This window comes from Streptomyces sp. NBC_01450, from assembly GCF_036227505.1.
In the GTDB taxonomy this organism is placed as follows: Bacteria; Actinomycetota; Actinomycetes; order Streptomycetales; family Streptomycetaceae; genus Streptomyces.
The window spans coordinates 5,970,690-5,988,661 of record NZ_CP109480.1 but is presented as its reverse complement, the minus strand read 5'-3'; the positions used below and the strand labels follow the sequence as shown (position 1 = coordinate 5,988,661).

Sequence of the window (17,972 nt, the reverse complement as noted above, 5' to 3'; positions counted from 1 at the left end):
CGTAGGGGTCCCCCTGAAGTCGAACAACCGGCGAGGGTCTATCCACATCGAGCCGGTTGTCCACAGGCGCGGAGCAGGTCTATTGACGCAGCCTCTAACAACTGTCACATTCGCCAGTGTCACGTTACGGACACGTACCGTGCGGCGCTGGGCGAAGGAGAAGTGACTCACGTGACTCTCGAAGGCGCGCGCGAGCGCCGGGTGCGGACGGGTGGAATCGAGCTGTGTGTCGCCGAGCTGGGCGATCCGGCGAGGCCCACGGTGGTGCTCGTGCACGGCTATCCGGACTCCAAGGAGGTGTGGTCCGAGGTCGCGACCCGCCTGGCCGAGCGTTTCCACGTGGTGCTCTACGACGTCCGTGGCCACGGCGGGTCGACGGCCCCGCGGCCGCTGCGGGGCGGGTTCACCCTGGAGAAGCTGACGGACGACTTCCTGGCCGTCGTGGACGCGGTGAGCCCCGACCGGCCGGTGCACCTGGTGGGGCACGACTGGGGTTCGGTGCAGTCCTGGGAGTTCGTCACGGTCGCGCGCACCCAGGGCCGGATCGCCTCCTTCACCTCCATGTCCGGGCCGTCCCTCGACCACTTCGGCCACTGGATCAAGCGGCGGGTACGGCGGCCCACCCCGCGCAGGGTCGGCCAGCTCCTCGGTCAGGGCGCCAAGTCCTGGTACGTGTACCTGCTGCACACGCCCGTGCTGCCCGAGCTCGCCTGGCGCGGCCCCCTCGGCAAGCAGTGGCCGAAGATCCTGCGGCGGGTCGAGAAGGTACCCGCGGGCGACTATCCGACCGCTTCGCTGCCGACGGACGCGGCGCACGGCGCCTGGCTGTACCGCGACAACGTACGGGCCCGGCTGAAGAGGCCACGCCCTGACGCCTACGCGCACGCGCCCGTGCAGCTCATCACGCCCCTGGGGGACGCGTTCCTCTCCGAGCGGCTCTACGACGGCCTGGAGGAGTGGGCCCCGCGGCTCGTGCGTCGCACCCTCCCGGACAAGCACTGGATCCCGCGTACCCGGCCGGACCAACTGGCGTCCTGGATCACGGACTTCGTGCACGCCAACGAGGACGGTGTGCCGGTGCGGGACACCCTGGCGACGGGCAAGTACGCCGACCGGTTCGGCGGACAGCTCGTGCTGGTCACCGGCGCCGGCAGCGGCATCGGGCGGGCCACCGCCTTCGCGTTCGCCGAGGCCGGCGCGCGCGTGGTGGCCGTCGACCGGGACGCGCGGGGCGCGGCCCGTACGGCGGAGATGTCCCGGCTGATCGGCTCCCCCGAAGCGTGGGCCGAGACGGTCGACGTCTCCGACGAGCAGGCCATGGAGAAGCTCGCCGAGAAGGTCGCCGCCGAGTACGGCGTGGTGGACGTGCTGGTGAACAACGCCGGGATCGGGCTGTCCGGATCCTTCTTCGACACGACTCCGGAGGACTGGAAGAAGGTCCTCGACGTCAACCTGTGGGGCGTGATCCACGGCTGCCGGCTCTTCGGCAGGCAGATGGCCGAGCGCGGCCAGGGCGGCCACATCGTCAACACCGCGTCGGCGGCGGCGTACCAGCCCTCGAAGGCGCTGCCCGCCTACAGCACCTCCAAGGCGGCCGTGCTGATGCTCAGCGAGTGCCTGCGCGCGGAGCTGGCCGGGCAGGGCATCGGCGTCTCGGCGATCTGCCCGGGCTTCGTCAACACGAACATCACCTCGACGGCGCACTTCGTCGGGGTCGACGCGACCGAGGAGAAGCGCCGCCAGAAGAAGTCGGCGCGGCTGTACGGGCTGCGCAACTACCCGCCGGAGAAGGTGGCCGACGCGATCCTGCGCGCGGTGGTCCGCAACCAGGCGGTCGTGCCCGTCACCCCTGAGGCGCGCGGCGCCCGCCTGATGTCCCGCCTGGCACCCAGGGCGCTGCGCGCGATCGCACGGATGGAGCCACCGCTGTGAGCTTCACCGCCGCCCTCAACAGGGCCGTACGCAAGGGCCTGTTGCCCCTCCGGGCGGAGCTCGGCACGGCCATGTCCCGCTGTCCGCGGCGGTCGTACCATCCCTCGCAGGAGGGCTCGCCGCGCGGGACCGTCGCGTAGTACCCAGGGGGTCGGGAGGCAGGCAGCGTGAACGACGAGCCGGTCGGGGTCGCGTACCGCATCGAGGATCTGGCGCATCACAGCGGCGCCACGGTACGGACGATCCGCGCCTATCAGGACCGCGGGCTGCTTCCCCGTCCCGAGCGGCGCGGTCGCGCCAACGTGTACGCGGACGCGCATCTGGCCCGGCTGCGGCAGATCGCCGACCTCCTGGACCGCGGCTACACACTGGCGTCCATCAAGGAGCTCCTGGAGGCCTGGGACGCGGGCCGGGGTCTGGGCGGGATCCTCGGTCTGGTCGCGGAGGTCGACGGACCGTGGACCGAAGAGGAGGCCGTGCGGATGTCGCGGGCCGAGCTGGACGAGCGGTTCGGTGGCAGCCCGGACGACGCGGCGGTGGCGGTGGCGGTGGAGCTCGGTGTGCTGGAGCGTGTCCCCGGCGACGGCGAGGTGTATCTGGTCCCGAGTCCCCAAGAGCTCGCCGTTGCGGCGGAGTTGTACGCGGCGGGCGTTCCGTTGTCCGCGATCTCGGGCCATCTGCGGGAGTTGAGGGACAAGGTCGAGCACATCGCCTCGCGTTTCCTGGAGTTCACGACCGAGCATGTCTTCGCGCGCTGTCTCGGTGAGCATCCGCCGAGCGACGCGGAAGCGACCGAGGCGGCCTCCCTCGTACGCCGTCTGCGGCCGCTCACCCGGCAGACGGTGGACGCGGAACTGGCGCGTGCCATGCGTCTGTTCGCGAACCGGTACCTGCGTGATCAGCTGGGGACTCGGCAACCCCACGGCCTTACTGACGGGACACGTTCCGTGGAGCTGCCCGTCGCCACAACGCGGGCTGTGGAGGCCTTGGTTGGCGCCGGGCAGGTGGCGGCCTTCGTCACGGCGGCTGCGGAACGGGAGGTCCAGGCAAGGACCTTGGACCACCTCGCCTCAAATCACAACAATCACAATATTGTTGACGAAACGCCGTAAATCCCCTGTGAGTTGTCCACAGATTCGTCAATTCACCTGTGGATAACCGGACTTGCTTGTGGATCAAACCTCCGAAGCAAAATCAAATGCGTGATCCGCCTCTCGCCAGGCACGCTGGCAGGATGAACGAACCGATGGATGAAAGACGCACCGTGAAGGTGTCGAAGTACCTCTCGAAGCATCTGCGGCATCAGCCCGAGCGGATCGGGCTCACGCTCGGCGAGGGAGGCTGGGTCGAGATCGACGCGTTGATCGCGGCAGCGGCGGCGCACGGCTTCCGCATCACCCGCGAGGAGCTCGACCATGTGGTGGCCACGAACGACAAGCGGCGCTTCGCCGTGGCGGGCACCCGCATCCGCGCCAGCCAGGGCCATTCCGTCGAGGTCGACCTCGGGCTGCCCCCGGCGACTCCGCCGGCGTATCTCTACCACGGGACCGTGGCCCGCAACCTGGACGCGATCCGGGCCGAGGGCCTGCGGCCCATGAACCGGCACGACGTACATCTCTCGCCCGACCGCGAGACCGCGACCCGCGTCGGCGCCCGCCGCGGCCGCCCCGTCGTGCTCGGTGTGGACTCCGCCGCCATGCACCGCGACGGCCATGTATTCCGGGTGAGCGCGAACGGGGTGTGGCTCACCGAGGCCGTACCACCGGGGTACCTGCGCTTCCCCGGCCCGCACTGATCGTCCGCCGCCCGTCCGGTCATGGAGCGATCATGCGCCGGCCATGACCACCCCGCGACTCCGCTTACGCTCGATGCATGAGTCTGCGTCTGAGCACTGTGATCCTGCCGTACCTCCGCTGGCACGAGGGCGGGCGTGCCGCCTGGCAGCGTGCCGAGCAGCTCGGCTTCCACACCGCGTTCACGTACGACCACCTGTCGTGGCGGACCTTCCGGGACGGCCCCTGGTTCGGTGCCGTGCCCACACTCACCGCCGCGGCCGCCGCCACCGACCAGCTCCGCCTGGGCACCCTCGTGACCTCGCCGAACTTCCGCCACCCGGTGACCCTCGCCAAGGAACTGATCTCTCTCGATGACATATCGAACGGCCGGATCACCCTGGGCATCGGCGCGGGCGGCAACGGATTCGACGCCACGACGCTTCTGAAGAGCGACCAGGAGCCCTGGACCCCCCGCGAGCGCGCCGACCGCTTCGGCGAGTTCGTACCGCTGCTCGACCGCCTCCTCACCGAGGACTCGGTCTCCCACGACGGCGACTTCTATTCGGCGCAGGAGGCGCGCAACATCCCGGGCTGTGTCCAGCGGCCCCGACTGCCCTTCGCGGTGGCCGCCACCGGCCCGCGCGGGATGAAGCTCGCCGCCCGGTACGGACAGGCCTGGGTGACGACCGGCGACCCCAAGCTGTACGAAACGGGTAGCCCTGAACAGTCGGTTCAGGCCATTCGCGGGCAGGCCGAGAAGCTGGCCGCCGCCTGCGCCGCGGTCGGCCGCGACGCGTCCGAGCTCGACAAGATCCTTCTCACCGGCTTCACCCCGGACCGTGGCCGTCCGCTGGAGTCCCTCGACGCGTTCGTCGACTTCGCCGGCCGGCACGCGGAGCTGGGCTTCACCGACATCGTGATCCACTGGCCCATCCCCGACTCGGACTTCGCCGCCGACGAGAAGGTCTTCGAGCGCATCGCCATGGAGGCGCCGGCGCAGCTGGCCTGACGGCCGGTGCCGTCGCGGCCGGCGACAGCGAGGTGCAACGGTACTGGTGAGAGCGGTAACCACTCACATGTGCGGGCTCCCGCACGGCCGTGCGGGCATATGCGCGAGAATGGCCCGGTGACCTCAGCGACCCGACAGCCCGAGACCCCGGCCGCCACCCTTCCACCGCGGCTGATCGCCACGGACCTCGACGGCACCCTCCTGCGCGACGACAAGTCCGTATCCGAGCGCACGGTCGCCGCCCTCGCCGCCGCTGAGGAGGCCGGCATCGAGGTCTTCTTCGTGACCGGCCGCCCGGCGCGCTGGATGGACGTCGTCAGCGACCACGTCCACGGCCATGGCCTGGCGATCTGCGGCAACGGCGCCGCCGTGGTCGACCTGCACGGCGGCCCCGGCGCCCACCGGTTCGTCAAGGTCCGGGAGCTGGCGCGGGAGAACGCGCTCGACGCCGTACGGCTGGTGCGTGAGGCGGCGCCCGGCACCGTGTTCGCCGTCGAGCAGACGTACGGCTTCTACCAGGAGCCCGCGTACCCCAAGCTGCACATGGAGATCCCCGACACCCTCGCGTCCGCCGAGAAGCTCCTGGCCCCGGACGCCCCCGGTGCCGGCGAACCGGTGCTCAAGATCCTCGCCTTCCACCACGAGCTCGACCCGGACGCCTTCCTCACCGTGGCCCGCGACGCCGTCGGCGACCGCGCGACCATCACCCGTTCCAGCCCCAGCGCCCTGCTGGAGATCAGCGGCCCCGGCGTCTCCAAGGCCAGCACGCTCGAACTGTGCTGCGCGGAGCGCGGTATCTCCCCCGAGGAGGTCGTCGCCTTCGGAGACATGCCGAACGACGTCGAGATGCTGACCTGGGCGGGCACCTCGTACGCGATGGGCAACGCGCACCCCGCCGTGATCGCCGCGGCCTCCGGCCGCACGGTCGCCAACAACGAGGACGGGGTGGCCGTCGTCATCGAGAAGATCCTCGCCGAGCGGCTGTAGGAGCGCGTCGGTCGGGGAGGACCGACTAGAGCGGCCCCGCCCGCGGAGCGTACGGCGCCTGCCACACCACCGTCGTACCGGCACCGTCCCCTCCGAGCCCCGGCCCGTACCAACTGTCGCCGCCCAGCGACTCGGCGCGCCGTCTGAGGTTCCGCAGACCGCTGCGCCGGCCGCCCTCGGGGATGCCGACGCCGTCGTCCGCGACGGTCAGCCGGACGCCCTGCCGCCCGTCCGGCAGGACGACGGTCGTGTCGACGACGACGTCGATGCGGGAGGCACCGGCATGCCGGAAGGCGTTGGAGAGGGCCTCCCGCAGGGCCGCGATGAGGTTCTTGCCCGTGGGTTCGCCGACCGCCGCGTCGACGGGCCCGACAAAGCGGTGCGTGGGCTTGAACCCGAGCGGCACGGCGGCCATGTTGATCTCGCGCAGCACCCGGGTGCGCAGCCCGGACGGCACTTCGGCAGGGCCCCGTTGGAGCGCGAAGACGGCGGTGCGGATCTCCTGGATGGTGACGTCGAGCTCGGCGACCGCCTTTTCGACACCCTCCCGCACCTCGGGCACGGGGGAGTTGCGCTGCGCGCTCTCCAACATCATCCCGGTGGCGAACAGCCTCTGGATGACCAGGTCGTGCAGGTCACGGGCGATGCGGTCACGGTCCTCATAGACCGCGAGCCGCTCCCGGTCGCGCTGCGCCTCGGCCATCATCAGCGCGAGCGCGGCCTGCGAGGCGAAGTGCGCGGCGAGGGTGCGCTCGGCCTCGGTAAAAGGACGCCCGCCCCGTTCCCGTGGGGTGACGAGGGCTCCCAGGAGACGGCCGCCGCTCTGCAGGGGGAGCATCATGGTCGGCCCGTACTCGCGGGCGAAGTCGGTGGGCATACGCGGATCGGTGGCCGCGTCGTCGAGGAACACGGCCTCTCCGGCGAGGAGTTCGGCGACCAGTTCGCTCTCCGGCGGGACGACGGCTCCGAGCACCTTGGACGGGCGGTCCTTGGCGACCGCGCTGATCTCCAGGCCGCCCTCCGCGGCGGGCAGCAGCACGATCCCGGCGGCCGAGCCGGAGAGCCCCCGGGCCTGTTCGGCGACGACCTGGAGCGCGTCCTCGGCATCGTCGGCCGACAGGAGTGCCCGAGTCACGGCCACCGACCCGTCGATCCAACGCTCACGCTGCTGGGCGGCCTCGTACAGCCGGGCGTTGCCGATCGCGATACCCGCCTCCGCGGCCAGCACACGGACCACGTCGAGGTCGTCGTCGCCGAACGGGCCGCCGCCCCGTTTCTCCGCCAGGTACAGATTCCCGAAGATCTCCCCCCGCACCCGGATCGGGACCCCCAGGAAGCTGCGCATCGCCGGATGGTGCTCGGGGAATCCGCACGAGCGCGCGTCCTCGTCCAGCTGCGCGAGCCGTACCGGCGTCGGGTCGTGGATGAGCGCCCCGAGCAGCCCCTTGTGTCCGTCGGGCAGCTGCCCGATCCGCCGGGCGGTCTCCTCGTCGACGCCGTGGAAGACGAAGTCCGCGAGTCCCTCTCCGTCTTCCGCCGCGACCCCGATGGCGGCGTAGCGCGCGTCCGCCAGCTCGGCCGCCTTCTCGCAGATCCGGTCCAGCGTCGAGTGCAGCTCCAGCCCCGACCCGATAGACCGCACCGCCTCCAGCAGCCGCGGCACGTCCGGGCCGCCGTCCGGGCAGGGGGAGGCGGGAACCACCGACATGCGTCGAGAGTAGTCAGCCCTCTTTGCCCTGAAAAGTCGGATTGACCTGGAGAGTCGGCGCGTCCCCCGCGGAGCGTCCCCTGGGGAGTCCTAGCGCGCCGCCGCCCCGACCAGCAGATCCCCCGCAGCCTCCCGCTCCAGCATCTCCCGCAGCGGCCCCTCCACCACGGACAACTCGGCGTACGCGCCCTGCTGCGCCACCCGGCCCGCCGCCAGCACGATCACCTCGTCCACCGCCGCGAGACCGGCCAGCCGGTGCGTGATCAGCAGCGTCGTACGGCCCTCGGTCGCCGCCAGCAGGTCCGCGGTGAGCGCGTCCGCCGTCGGCAGGTCGAGGTGTTCCGCGGGCTCGTCGAGAACGAGCACGGGGAAGTCGGCCAGCAGCGCGCGGGCGAGCGCCAGCCGCTGGCGCTGGCCACCGGACAGCCGCGCCCCGTGCTCACCGATCAGCGTGTCGAGCCCGTCGGGCAGTCCGTCCGCCCACTCCAGGAGCCGGGCTCGCGCAAGCGCGTCGCGCAGTTCGGCCTCGGTGGCGTTCCTCCGGGCCAGCAGCAGGTTCTCGCGCACCGTGCTGTCGAAGAGGTGCGCGTCCTGGGCGCAGAGCCCGACCAGTCGGCGCACGTCGTCGCCGTCCATCCCGTACGCGTCCGTGCCGCCCAGCGTGTACGTCCCCGCCTCCGCGTCCAGGAACCGGAGCAGCACCTGTGCGAGCGTGGTCTTGCCGGAGCCGGAGGGGCCGACGACGGCGATCCTGCGGCCCTGTTCGAGGGTCAGGTCGAGGCCGGCGAGCGCGTCCCGGTCCTGTCCGGCATGGCGTGCCCTGAGCCCCTGCACACGCAGCGGGAACGGCGACGCGGGCGCCGACTGCGGCACCTCCGGTTCGCGTACGGGATCGGGGGCGTCCAGCACCTCGTACACACGCTCCGCGCTCCTGCGCACCCGCTGCCGGTACTGGGCGGCGAGCGGCAGCGCCAGGACGGCCTCGAAGGCGGCCAGCGGGGTGAGAACGACCACGGCCATCGCCACGCCGCTCAGTCGTCCGCCGGCGACCGCCTGGGCGCCCACGAGGGCGGTCGCCGCGACGGTCAGTCCGGTTGTCAGCGCGGTGAGCCCGTCGCCGAGCGCGGTCGCGGTGGCGGCCCGGGAAGCGATGCGGGTCAGCACGGTGTCGGCCCGCCGCGCCTCGGCCGTACGGGCGGGCAGCGCGCCCGCGACCGTCAGCTCGGCCGTCCCGGTGAGGAGGTCGGCCACCTGGGTCGCCAGGGCGCCGCGGGCGGGGGACAGCCGGTGCTCCGCCCGGCGCGCCACGGCGCCGGTCAGGAGCGGGACGCCGACCCCGGCCGTCAGCAATCCGGCGGCGAGGGCGGCCCCGGCCTCAGGGAGCAGCCAGGCGGTGAAGCCGACGGAGGCTGCGGACACGAGGAGTGCCGCACCGGCCGGCAGCAGCCACCGCAGCCAGTAGTCCTGGAGGGCGTCCACGTCGGCCACGAGCCGCGACAGCAGATCGCCCCGCCGGGTCGTCCGCAGTCCGGCGGGGGCCAGGCGCTCAAGGCGCCGGTAGACGGCGACCCGGGTGTCGGCCAGCATCCGCAGCACCGCGTCGTGCGACACGAGCCGCTCCGCGTACCGGAAGACGGCCCGGCCGATCCCGAATGCCCGCGTGGCCGTCACGGCCAGCATCAGATACATCACCGGCGGCTGCTGCGACGCCCGCGAGATCAGCCACCCCGAGGTGGCCATCAGCCCGACGGCACTTCCGAGGGCGAGACCCCCGAGAAGGAGGGCGAGCGCGAAACGGCCGCTCCGGGGGCCGGCCATCGCGCGGACCCGGGCGAGCACGCCTCCGCGCCGCTGAGGGGGCGCGGAGGCCTCTTCCACAGCGGGGGCGGGCACGCCCTGCGGCTCGGCGACCGGCCGGAGCTCCTTCGTACCCTCGCGGTGGACGGAACCGGCCGCGACGACCGGCGCCCCGGCCTCGAGCCGCACCACCCGGTCCGCCACCTCCAACAGCGCGGGCCGGTGCACCACCAGCAGCACCGTCCGGCCGACGGCGAGCCTGCGCACCGCCGCCACGACCTCCGCCTCCGTCGCCCCGTCCAGCGATGCCGTCGGCTCGTCGAGGAGCAGCACGGGCCGGTCCGCGAGAAAGGCCCGGGCCAGCGCGAGACGTTGGCGCTGCCCGGCGGACAGGCCGCTGCCATCCTCGCCGAGGACCGTCAGGACCCCCTCGGGCAGCGCGTCCACGAACTCCAGCGCCCCCGCGTCGCGCAGCGCCCGCCGCACCGCCGTGTCGTCGGCGTCGGGCCGGGCGAGCCGTACGTTCTGGGCGATCGAGCCGGCGTAGAGGTGCGGCCGCTGGGGCACCCAGGCCACCCGGGACCGCCATTCCTCCACATCGGCCTCGGCGAGATCGACTCCGCCGATGCGCACTCGTCCGGCGGCGGGCGCCACGAACCCCAGCAGTACGTTCAGCAGCGTCGACTTGCCCACGCCGCTCGGTCCGACGAGGGCCACCGTCTCACCGGGCTCGACCGTGAAGGAGACATCGGAGACCGCGTCCCCGGAGCGCCCCGGATACCGGACCGTCACTCCCTCGAAGTGGATCTCCCCCTCCGGCGCGACGAGCGAGCCGGCAGCCGGCACCGGGGTCTCCAGCACCGAGAAGATCTCCTCCGCCGCCGCGAGCCCCTCGGCGGCGGCGTGGTACTGCGCCCCCACCTGCCGCAGCGGCAGATACGCCTCGGGGGCGAGGACGAGGATGCCGAGCCCGACGTACAGATCCATGTCGCCGTGGACGAGCCGCATCCCGATGGTCACCGCGACCAGGGCGACCGAGATCGTGGCGAGCAGTTCCAGCGCGAAGGACGACAGGAAGGCGATCCGCAGCGTCCGCATGGTCGCCTGGCGGTACTCGCCGGTGATCCGCCGGACCGACTCGGCCTGCGCCTTCGCCCGCCCGAAGACCTTGAGCGTGGGCAACCCGGCGACCACGTCCAGGAAGTGCCCCGAAAGCCGGGACAGCAGCCGCCACTGACGGTCCATCTGGGACCGGGTCGCCCAGCCGATCAGCGCCATGAAGACGGGGATGAGCGGCAGGGTGACGACGATGATCGCCGCCGACACCCAGTCCTCGGTGACGATCCGCGCGAGCACCGCCACGGGCACCACGACCGCGAGCCCCAACTGGGGGAGGTAGCGCGAGAAGTAGTCGTCGAGCGCATCCACTCCCCGCGTGGTGAGGGCGACCAGCGACCCGGTCCGCTGCCCGCTCAGCCACCCGGGACCGAGCGCGGCGGCCCGCTCCAGCAACCGCCCCCGCAGCTCAGACTTGACCGCCGCGCTCGCCCGGTGCGCGGCGAGCTCGGTGAGCCAGGCGACCATCGCCCGCCCGATCGCGACCGCGACCAACAGGACCAGCGAGGTCCGGAGTTCGGAGGCCGGGTGACCGTGCTGGAAGGCGCCGACGACGACTTCGGCGATGAGCATCGCTTGGGCGATGACCAGCGCCGCTCCGGCCGCGCCCAGCCCCACGACCGCCATGAGGAAGAAGCGAGTGGCACGGGCGTACCGCAGCAGACGCGGATCGATTGGTTTCACGTGAAACACACCCTTGGCTCATCCGGCATGTTTCACGTGAAACATGCCCTTGGATCGGACTTGGTCCATGAGGCCGGATTCAGCCCATACGACCGGACTCAGTGAGCGACATCGGCGGCGATGTGATGCGTACCGATCCGCTTGCGGAACACCCAGTACGTCCACGACTGGTAGAGCAGGACCATCGGTGTGGCGATGCCCGCGCACCAGGTCATGATCCTCAGGGTGTACGGAGACGACGAGGCGTTGGTGACCGTCAGGCTCCAGTCCGCGTTGAGCGAGGACGGCATGACGTTCGGGAAGAGCGTGAGGAAGAGCATCGCGACGGCCGCCACGATGGTGAGCCCCGACAGTGCGAACGCCCAGCCCTCGCGCCCCGTCTGGGCCACCGCGATGGCGGCGACGAGGGCGGCCACGGCCACGACCAACGCGACCAGGGACTTCGCGTCGCCGTTGTCGGCCTGGGTCCAGATCAGGAAGACGAGCGCCAGCACGGCGGTCACCAGCCCGACCCCGAGCGACAGCTTGCGCGCCCGCTCCCGTATGTCCCCGACGGTCTTGAGCCCCACGAACACGGTCCCGTGGAAGGTGAACAGCGTCAGCGTGACCAGGCCGCCCAGGAGCGCGTACGGGTTGAGCAGGTCACCGAAGCTGCCCACGTACTCCAAGTTCTTGTCGATCTTCACTCCGTGCACGATGTTGCCGAAGGCCACGCCCCACATGAACGCGGGGACGAGCGAGGTCCAGAAGATTGCCGCCTCCCAGTTGCGCTGCCAGTTCTCCTCGGGCCGCTTCACGCGGTACTCGAAGGCGACCCCGCGCACGATCAAGCAGACCAGGATGAGCAGCAGCGGCAGATAGAACCCGGAGAAGAGCGTGGCGTACCACTCCGGGAAGGCGGCGAAGGTCGCTCCGCCCGCCGAGAGCAGCCACACCTCGTTGCCGTCCCAGACGGGTCCGATGGTGTTGATGAGGACCCGCTTCTCGGCGCGGTCGCGGGCCAGCAGTTTAGTGAGGACGCCGACCCCGAAGTCGAAGCCCTCAAGGAAGAAGTAGCCGGTCCACAGGACCGCGATGATGACGAACCAGACGTCGTGGAGTTCCATGACTCAGCAGCTCCCTGGGCCTAGTAGGAGAAGGCCATCGGCTTGTCGGCGTCATGGGGGTCGCCGCCGATCTTGGTGGGCGGGTTGAGGTCGGCCTCGGTGAGCTCCGGCGGACCCTGCTTCACGTACTTGAGCATCAGCTTCACCTCGATGACGGCGAGGATCGCGTAGATGAGGGTGAACACGATCAACGAGGTCAGCACCTCCGCCTGGGAGACCCCGGGCGAGACCGCGTCCCGGGTCCTCAACAGGCCGTACACCACCCAGGGCTGACGCCCTGTCTCGGTGAAGATCCAGCCCCAGGAGATACCGATGAGCGGGAAGATCAACGTCCACTGGGACAGCCGCCACCACCAGACGCCGAGCTTCGGCGTCAGCTCGATGTTCTTGGTGAGCATGAGCTTCGGGACGTCCTCGTCCCCGGTGCGGTGTTCCGGTGCCAGCCACAGCTTCCGCCTGGTCAGCCAGAGGCCGGCGGTGCACAGGGCCATCGAGACCCCGCCGAAGCCGATCATCCAGCGGTACGCCCAGTAGGCGGTGGGGATGTTGGGCCGGTAGTCACCTGGCCCGAACTTCTCCTGCTCGGACTTGTTGATGTCGTTGATGCCGGGGATCTTGGCGTTGAAGTCGTTCTTGGCGAGGAAGGAGAGTATCCCGGGGATCTCGATGGCGACGGTGTTGTGGCCCTTGGCGACATCGCCGTACGCGAAGAGCGAGAAGGGCGCGGGCTGCTGCGAGTCCCACAGGGCCTCGGCGGCCGACATCTTCATCGGCTGCTGTTCGTACATCACCTTGCCGAGGGTGTCGGCGCTGACGACGGTGAGGATCGTGCCGACCAGTGCGGTGATCAGTCCCAGCCGCAGCGACATCCGCATGGTGCGGACGTGCCGCTTCTTACGCAGGTGAAAGACGGCGATACCGGTCATGAAGGCGCCGCCGACCAGGATGGACGCGCTGATCACATGCCAGAAGTTGACGAGCGCCGTCTCCTGGAAGAGCACCTTGGGGAAGTCGACCAGCTCGGCACGCATCGTGCCGTCCGCCTTCTTCACCAGTCGGTAGCCGACCGGGTGCTGCATGAAGGAGTTGGCCGCCATGATGAAGTACGCCGACAGGATCGTGCCGATGGAGACCACCCAGATACAGGCGAGGTGGACCTTCTTCGGCAGCTTGTCCCAGCCGAAGATCCACAGCCCGATGAAGGTCGACTCGAAGAAGAAGGCAATCAGGGCCTCGAAGGCCAGCGGGGCACCGAACACGTCACCGACGAAGCGCGAGTAGTCGGACCAGTTCATGCCGAACTGGAACTCCTGCACGATGCCGGTCACGACACCCATGGCGATGTTGATCAGGAACAGCTTTCCCCAGAACTTGGTGGCCCTGAGGTAGTGCTCCTTGCCCGTCCGCACCCAGGCGGTCTCCAGAATCGCCGTGAGAGCGGCGAGCGAGATCGTCAGAGGGACGAAGAGGAAGTGGTAGACGGTGGTGATGCCGAACTGCCACCGAGCCAGAGTCTCCGGTGCCAAAGCCAGTTCCACGTCGTCAGTCTCCTTACGCCGCCGTGGTTACAGCGGCAGTTTGCCCCTTTTGCTACATACATCACGGGACAATCGGGACACGCTTGTGAACGCGTTCACATTCACAAGCAATTATGACGCACCAGCTTTCGACCTTCGAAGGGGGGTCCCCTTTTGCGTCAACCCCTAGGAAGGTCTCGAACACACCAAGGTGTCCTCCGGGCCGACGACGAAAGCCCCGGTGCTCCGGCGTCCTGAGACACCGCGGCACCGGGGCCGTGAGACACCGGAGCCCCAGGAGCGTGCGGTACCGAAGCCCCTGGGGTGTGACGTCAGAGCTCCTTGCGGAACCCGTCGGCCGCCTTCAGGAAGATGTCGTTCGCCTCGGTCTCGCCGATGGTCACGCGCACCCCTTCCCCGGCGAAGGGCCGCACGACGACCCCGGCCTGCTCGCAGTGGGCGGCGAAGTCGAGCGTGCGCTCCCCCAGCCTGAGCCACACGAAATTGGCCTGCGTCTCGGGCACCGTCCAGCCCTGACCGCGCAACGCCTCGACCACGCGGTTGCGCTCACACACCAGGGAACCGACCCGGCCGAGCAGCTCGTCCTCGGCGCGCAGCGAGGCGACCGCCGCGTCCTGCGCGAGCTGGCTCACACCGAAGGGCACCGCCGTCTTACGCAGCGCCGCCGCCACCGGCTCGTGCGCGATCGCGAAGCCGACCCTCAGGCCCGCGAGCCCGTACGCCTTGGAGAAGGTGCGCAGCACACAGACATTGGGCCGGTCACGGTAGATCGAAACGCCGTCCGGCACCTCGATGTCCCGGATGAACTCGCGGTACGCCTCGTCCAGAACCACCAGGACATCGCTGGGCACCCGGTCGAGGAATCGTTCCAGCTCGGCCCGGCGCACCACGGTGCCGGTCGGGTTGTTCGGGTTGCAGACGAAAATCAGCCGCGTCCTGTCGGTGATCGCGTCGGCCATCGCGTCCAGGTCGTGCACCTCGTCCGAGGTCAGCGGCACCCGTACCGAGGTCGCCCCGCTGATCTGCGTGATGATCGGGTACGCCTCGAAGGACCGCCAGGCGTAGATGACCTCGTCGCCGGGTCCGCTGGTCGCCTGCAGCAGCTGCTGGGCCACCCCGACCGAACCGGTGCCGGTCGCCAGGTGCGAGAGGGGAACCCCGAAGCGGTCCGACAACTCGCTCATCAGCCCCGTGCACGCCATGTCCGGGTAGCGGTTGAACGTGCCGGTCGCCGCGATCACACTCTCCATCACCCCCGGCAGCGGTGGGTAGGGGTTCTCGTTGGAAGACAGCTTGTACGCCACCGCGCCGGCCGCGGCGGGCTTGCCCGGCTTGTAGGTGGGGATACCCTCCAGCTCGGCACGCAGCTTGGGGCTCGTCTCGCTCACCGCAGTCCTCCTCGCGACCACCGCTGGCTCATGTCCACCATCGGCTACCAATACTTCTCACCTTATGAGGATTCGGCGCCGCTGCGAATGGGCTGGGGGCAACCACGCGACGCCCTGCCGCGGGCCGAGGATCGGCCTCGTGCGCCCTGGTGATCATCGTCATACTCGCCGACGGTCGTCGCCGCACGGACCCCGTGGTCATCCTCGTACGAAGGCGTACGAAATGGGGGGGCGCGTCGCCGTCAAGACCGTGCGCTGGTGGCTCACGCCGTAGCGCGCATCACCCGTGAAGGTGAGTTGAGACCTCTTCGAAACATGACCCACTTGGCAGGCCCATGCGCGCCGACGCGTCACGTACTGCCATTGGATCGTTTAACTGACTTGGTTTCAAAGGCAGAAGGACCTTTTTGATCATGCAGAAACGTGCCTGTCAACGCGTGCATATGCGTCCGCACTACCCCACCGCATGAGCCCTACTATCGGCTCGCCATGACAGCAGCAGGGAAGCACCAGGTGAGCCGGGCGGAGACTACCCGCCGAGGCGGTCGACCGGGCCGGGCGGGAATCAGAGACGTCGCCGCGGCCGCAGGCGTCTCCATCACAACCGTCTCCGACGCCCTCAACGGCAAGGGCCGGCTCCCGGACGCCACCCGACGCCACGTCCGCGAAGTCGCCGACCGGCTGGGCTACCGCCCGTCGGCCGCCGCCCGAACCCTCCGTACCGGCAAGTCCGGCCTCATCGGCCTGACCGTGACCACCTACGGGGATGAACCTTTCACCTTCACCGAATTCGCCTACTTCGCCGAGATGGCCAGAGCCGCCACCTCCGCCGCGCTCGCCCGCGGCTACGCCCTGGTCATCCTCCCCGCCACCTCACGCCACGACGTCTGGTCCAACGTCGCCCTCGACGGAACCGTCGTCATCGACCCCTCCGACCAGGACCCCGTCGTCAGCGAGCTCGTCCGCCAGGGCTTACCCGTCGTCTCCGACGGCCGCCCCGCCGGCACCCTCCCCGTCACCGCCTGGGTCGACAACGACCACGAAGCCGCCGTCCTGGACATCCTCGACCACCTCGCGGATGCCGGCGCCCGCCGCATCGGCCTCCTCACCGGCACCTCCACCGACACCTACACCCACCTCTCCACCACCGCGTATCTGCACTGGTGCGAGCGGGTCGGACAGGATCCGGTGTACGAGGCCTACCCGGCCCACGACCCGTGTGCGGGCGCGGTCGCCGCGGACCGACTGCTGGCCCGGCCCGACCGCCCCGACGCGGTCTACGGCCTCTTCGACCCCAACGGCACCGATCTGCTGGCCGCGGCCCGGCGCTACGGCCTGCGCGTCCCGGACGACCTGCTGCTGGTCTGCTGCAGCGAGTCCACCGTCTACGCCAGCACCGAGCCGCCCATCACCACCCTCTCGCTCAAACCACGCCGTATCGGTACCGCCGTCGTCCAGCTCCTCATCGACGCCATCGAGGGAGCCGAAACCGAACAACCCGTCGAACAGGTCATACCGACGGAGTTGATCGTGCGGACCTCCTCCGAGCGGCGTCCGCCCCGTACGACGGTCAGCCCGCCCCGGTCACCCGAGAAGGGGTAGCCCGGGTCATCCGGGCAGGAGTGGCTCGGCGTACGCTGAGGTTGACGTACGTCAGATGTGCGGCGGGGCATCCACCAGGGAAAGCTCCGCCCAATTCGGGCGAAAACCGTGGCGAACAGGGTTCCTGCTCCGATTCACCACCCCTGGGTCATCACATGGCGCGATCCGCATTCCTATGATGGGCCCACGACACCGCGGGCCGCTGCGACCAGGCAGTCCGATCCGGTGCAGATGCGGCGCGATGGTGGTGGAGGGGTCGATGACTCAGGGGGCCGGTCAGGGACCCGAGGTGGTGCGGACGGAGACGTTGCGCGACTTCCGGGTGCCCGCGTACATCCACGAGACCGGTTCGTACGCGCCGAGCACACCTCCCGGCGAGGCGGTCGGTGTCGACGAGGAGCCCGAGGGCTACACGCCCACCCGGCGCGACCTGCCCATCATCAACCGGGGCGACACGGTGCAGGTCGTCGTGGACCCCGCCGCCGTGGCGGCCCCGCAGCCCGCCGACGGGCCGGGCCCGCTGTTCGTCGTCGGCGACGTGCACGGCTATCTCGACCAGCTGATCGCCGCGCTCCAGGAGCAGGGCCTCGTCGACGCCGCGGGCAACTGGTCCGCCGGCACCGCGCGCCTGTGGTTCCTCGGCGACTTCACCGACCGCGGCCCCGACGGCATCGGGGTGATCGACCTCGTGATGCGGCTGTCCGCCGAGGCGGCCGCGGTCGGCGGCTACTGCAAGGCGCTCATGGGCAACCACGAGCTGTTGCTGCTCGGCGCCAAGCGGTTCGGCGACACCCCCGTCCACTCCGGCGCGGGCACCGCCACCTTCCAGGCCGCCTGGCTGCTCAACGGCGGCCAGAAGACCGACATGGACCGCCTCCAGGACCACCACCTGCAGTGGATGGCACGCCTGGACGCCATGGAGCAGGTCGACGGGCACCTCCTGGTGCACTCCGACACCACCGCCTACCTCGACTACGGCGACTCGATCGAAGCGGTCAACGACACCATCCGCGAAACCCTCACGCGCAACGACGCGGACGAGTGCTGGGACCTCTTCCGGAAATTCACCAGACGCTTCGCCTTCCGCGACGACGGGGGCGCCGAGGCCGCGCTCTCCCTGCTGGACACCTACGGCGGCACCCGCGTCGTCCATGGCCACAGCCCCATCCCGTACCTCCTGGGCGAGGTCGGCTCGGAGGAGGGCGAGGACGCCGCGGGCCCCGTGGTCGAGGGACCACATCTTTACGCCGACGGACTGGCCATCGCGATGGACGGTGGCGTGACCATGGCCGGAAAACTGCTGGTCCAGCAACTGCCCCTGGATAGCTGA

At 70.2% G+C, this 17,972-nt stretch carries 12 protein-coding genes and 1 pseudogene; 8 read left to right on the top strand and 5 right to left on the bottom strand.

Going from position 1 to position 17,972, the window contains the following annotated elements; genetic code table 11:
• The first annotated feature begins 171 nt into the window (after nt 1–171).
• The 6 genes and pseudogenes from OG568_RS26650 to OG568_RS26625 all read left to right on the top strand — a co-directional run bounded on the left by OG568_RS26650 (nt 172) and on the right by OG568_RS26625 (nt 5,703).
• Entirely contained in the window at nt 172–1,932 is a 1,761-nt protein-coding gene (locus OG568_RS26650; RefSeq protein ID WP_329533383.1) for an SDR family oxidoreductase, read from the top strand.
• Between the two features lie 17 nt (nt 1,933–1,949).
• A pseudogene (locus OG568_RS26645) lies at nt 1,950–2,072 on the top strand (metal-dependent hydrolase); the annotation flags it as partial.
• 27 nt (nt 2,073–2,099) lie between these two features.
• Nucleotides 2,100–3,044 (top strand): MerR family transcriptional regulator, encoded by a 945-nt coding sequence (locus tag OG568_RS26640; protein ID WP_329533382.1) that lies wholly within the window; start codon nt 2,100–2,102, stop codon nt 3,042–3,044.
• A 134-nt stretch (nt 3,045–3,178) separates the two neighbouring features.
• Nucleotides 3,179–3,727, top strand: a complete 549-nt coding sequence (locus tag OG568_RS26635; RefSeq protein ID WP_329533381.1) for an RNA 2'-phosphotransferase — start codon at nt 3,179–3,181, stop codon at nt 3,725–3,727.
• 77 nt (nt 3,728–3,804) lie between these two features.
• On the top strand, nt 3,805–4,716 hold the full coding sequence (locus OG568_RS26630; RefSeq protein WP_329533380.1) for an LLM class flavin-dependent oxidoreductase: 912 nt from the start codon (nt 3,805–3,807) through the stop codon (nt 4,714–4,716).
• Between the two features lie 99 nt (nt 4,717–4,815).
• Entirely contained in the window at nt 4,816–5,703 is an 888-nt protein-coding gene (locus OG568_RS26625) for a Cof-type HAD-IIB family hydrolase (protein WP_266432758.1), read from the top strand.
• Nucleotides 5,704–5,728: 25 nt separating this feature from the next.
• Here the strand turns inward: OG568_RS26625 and OG568_RS26620 are convergent, their stop codons facing one another.
• The 5 genes from OG568_RS26620 to hisC all read right to left on the bottom strand — a co-directional run bounded on the left by OG568_RS26620 (nt 5,729) and on the right by hisC (nt 15,040).
• Complete coding sequence (locus tag OG568_RS26620) at nt 5,729–7,411, bottom strand: GAF domain-containing sensor histidine kinase (RefSeq protein ID WP_329533379.1); 1,683 nt, start codon at nt 7,409–7,411, stop codon at nt 5,729–5,731.
• A gap of 90 nt (nt 7,412–7,501) precedes the next feature.
• Nucleotides 7,502–11,008 carry a thiol reductant ABC exporter subunit CydD gene (gene cydD, locus OG568_RS26615; protein WP_329533378.1) on the bottom strand — a complete coding sequence of 1,169 codons (3,507 nt, stop codon included), beginning with the start codon at nt 11,006–11,008 and terminating at the stop codon, nt 7,502–7,504.
• Nucleotides 11,009–11,106: 98 nt separating this feature from the next.
• A complete protein-coding gene (gene cydB / locus OG568_RS26610) occupies nt 11,107–12,114 on the bottom strand; it encodes a cytochrome d ubiquinol oxidase subunit II (RefSeq protein WP_329533377.1) in 1,008 nt (335 codons plus the stop codon).
• 20 nt (nt 12,115–12,134) lie between these two features.
• Nucleotides 12,135–13,652 carry a cytochrome ubiquinol oxidase subunit I gene (locus tag OG568_RS26605; protein WP_266583802.1) on the bottom strand — a complete coding sequence of 506 codons (1,518 nt, stop codon included), beginning with the start codon at nt 13,650–13,652 and terminating at the stop codon, nt 12,135–12,137.
• Nucleotides 13,653–13,963: 311 nt separating this feature from the next.
• Nucleotides 13,964–15,040: a histidinol-phosphate transaminase gene (hisC, locus tag OG568_RS26600; RefSeq protein WP_329533376.1), complete on the bottom strand. Its 1,077-nt coding sequence runs from the start codon at nt 15,038–15,040 to the stop codon at nt 13,964–13,966.
• 489 nt (nt 15,041–15,529) lie between these two features.
• On the opposite strand from hisC, the gene OG568_RS26595 reads away from it, so the two are divergent.
• Both OG568_RS26595 and OG568_RS26590 read left to right on the top strand, forming a co-directional pair.
• A complete protein-coding gene (locus OG568_RS26595) occupies nt 15,530–16,642 on the top strand; it encodes a LacI family DNA-binding transcriptional regulator (protein ID WP_266626344.1) in 1,113 nt (370 codons plus the stop codon).
• Between the two features lie 259 nt (nt 16,643–16,901).
• Nucleotides 16,902–17,972 carry a metallophosphoesterase gene (locus tag OG568_RS26590; RefSeq protein ID WP_323186842.1) on the top strand — a complete coding sequence of 357 codons (1,071 nt, stop codon included), beginning with the start codon at nt 16,902–16,904 and terminating at the stop codon, nt 17,970–17,972.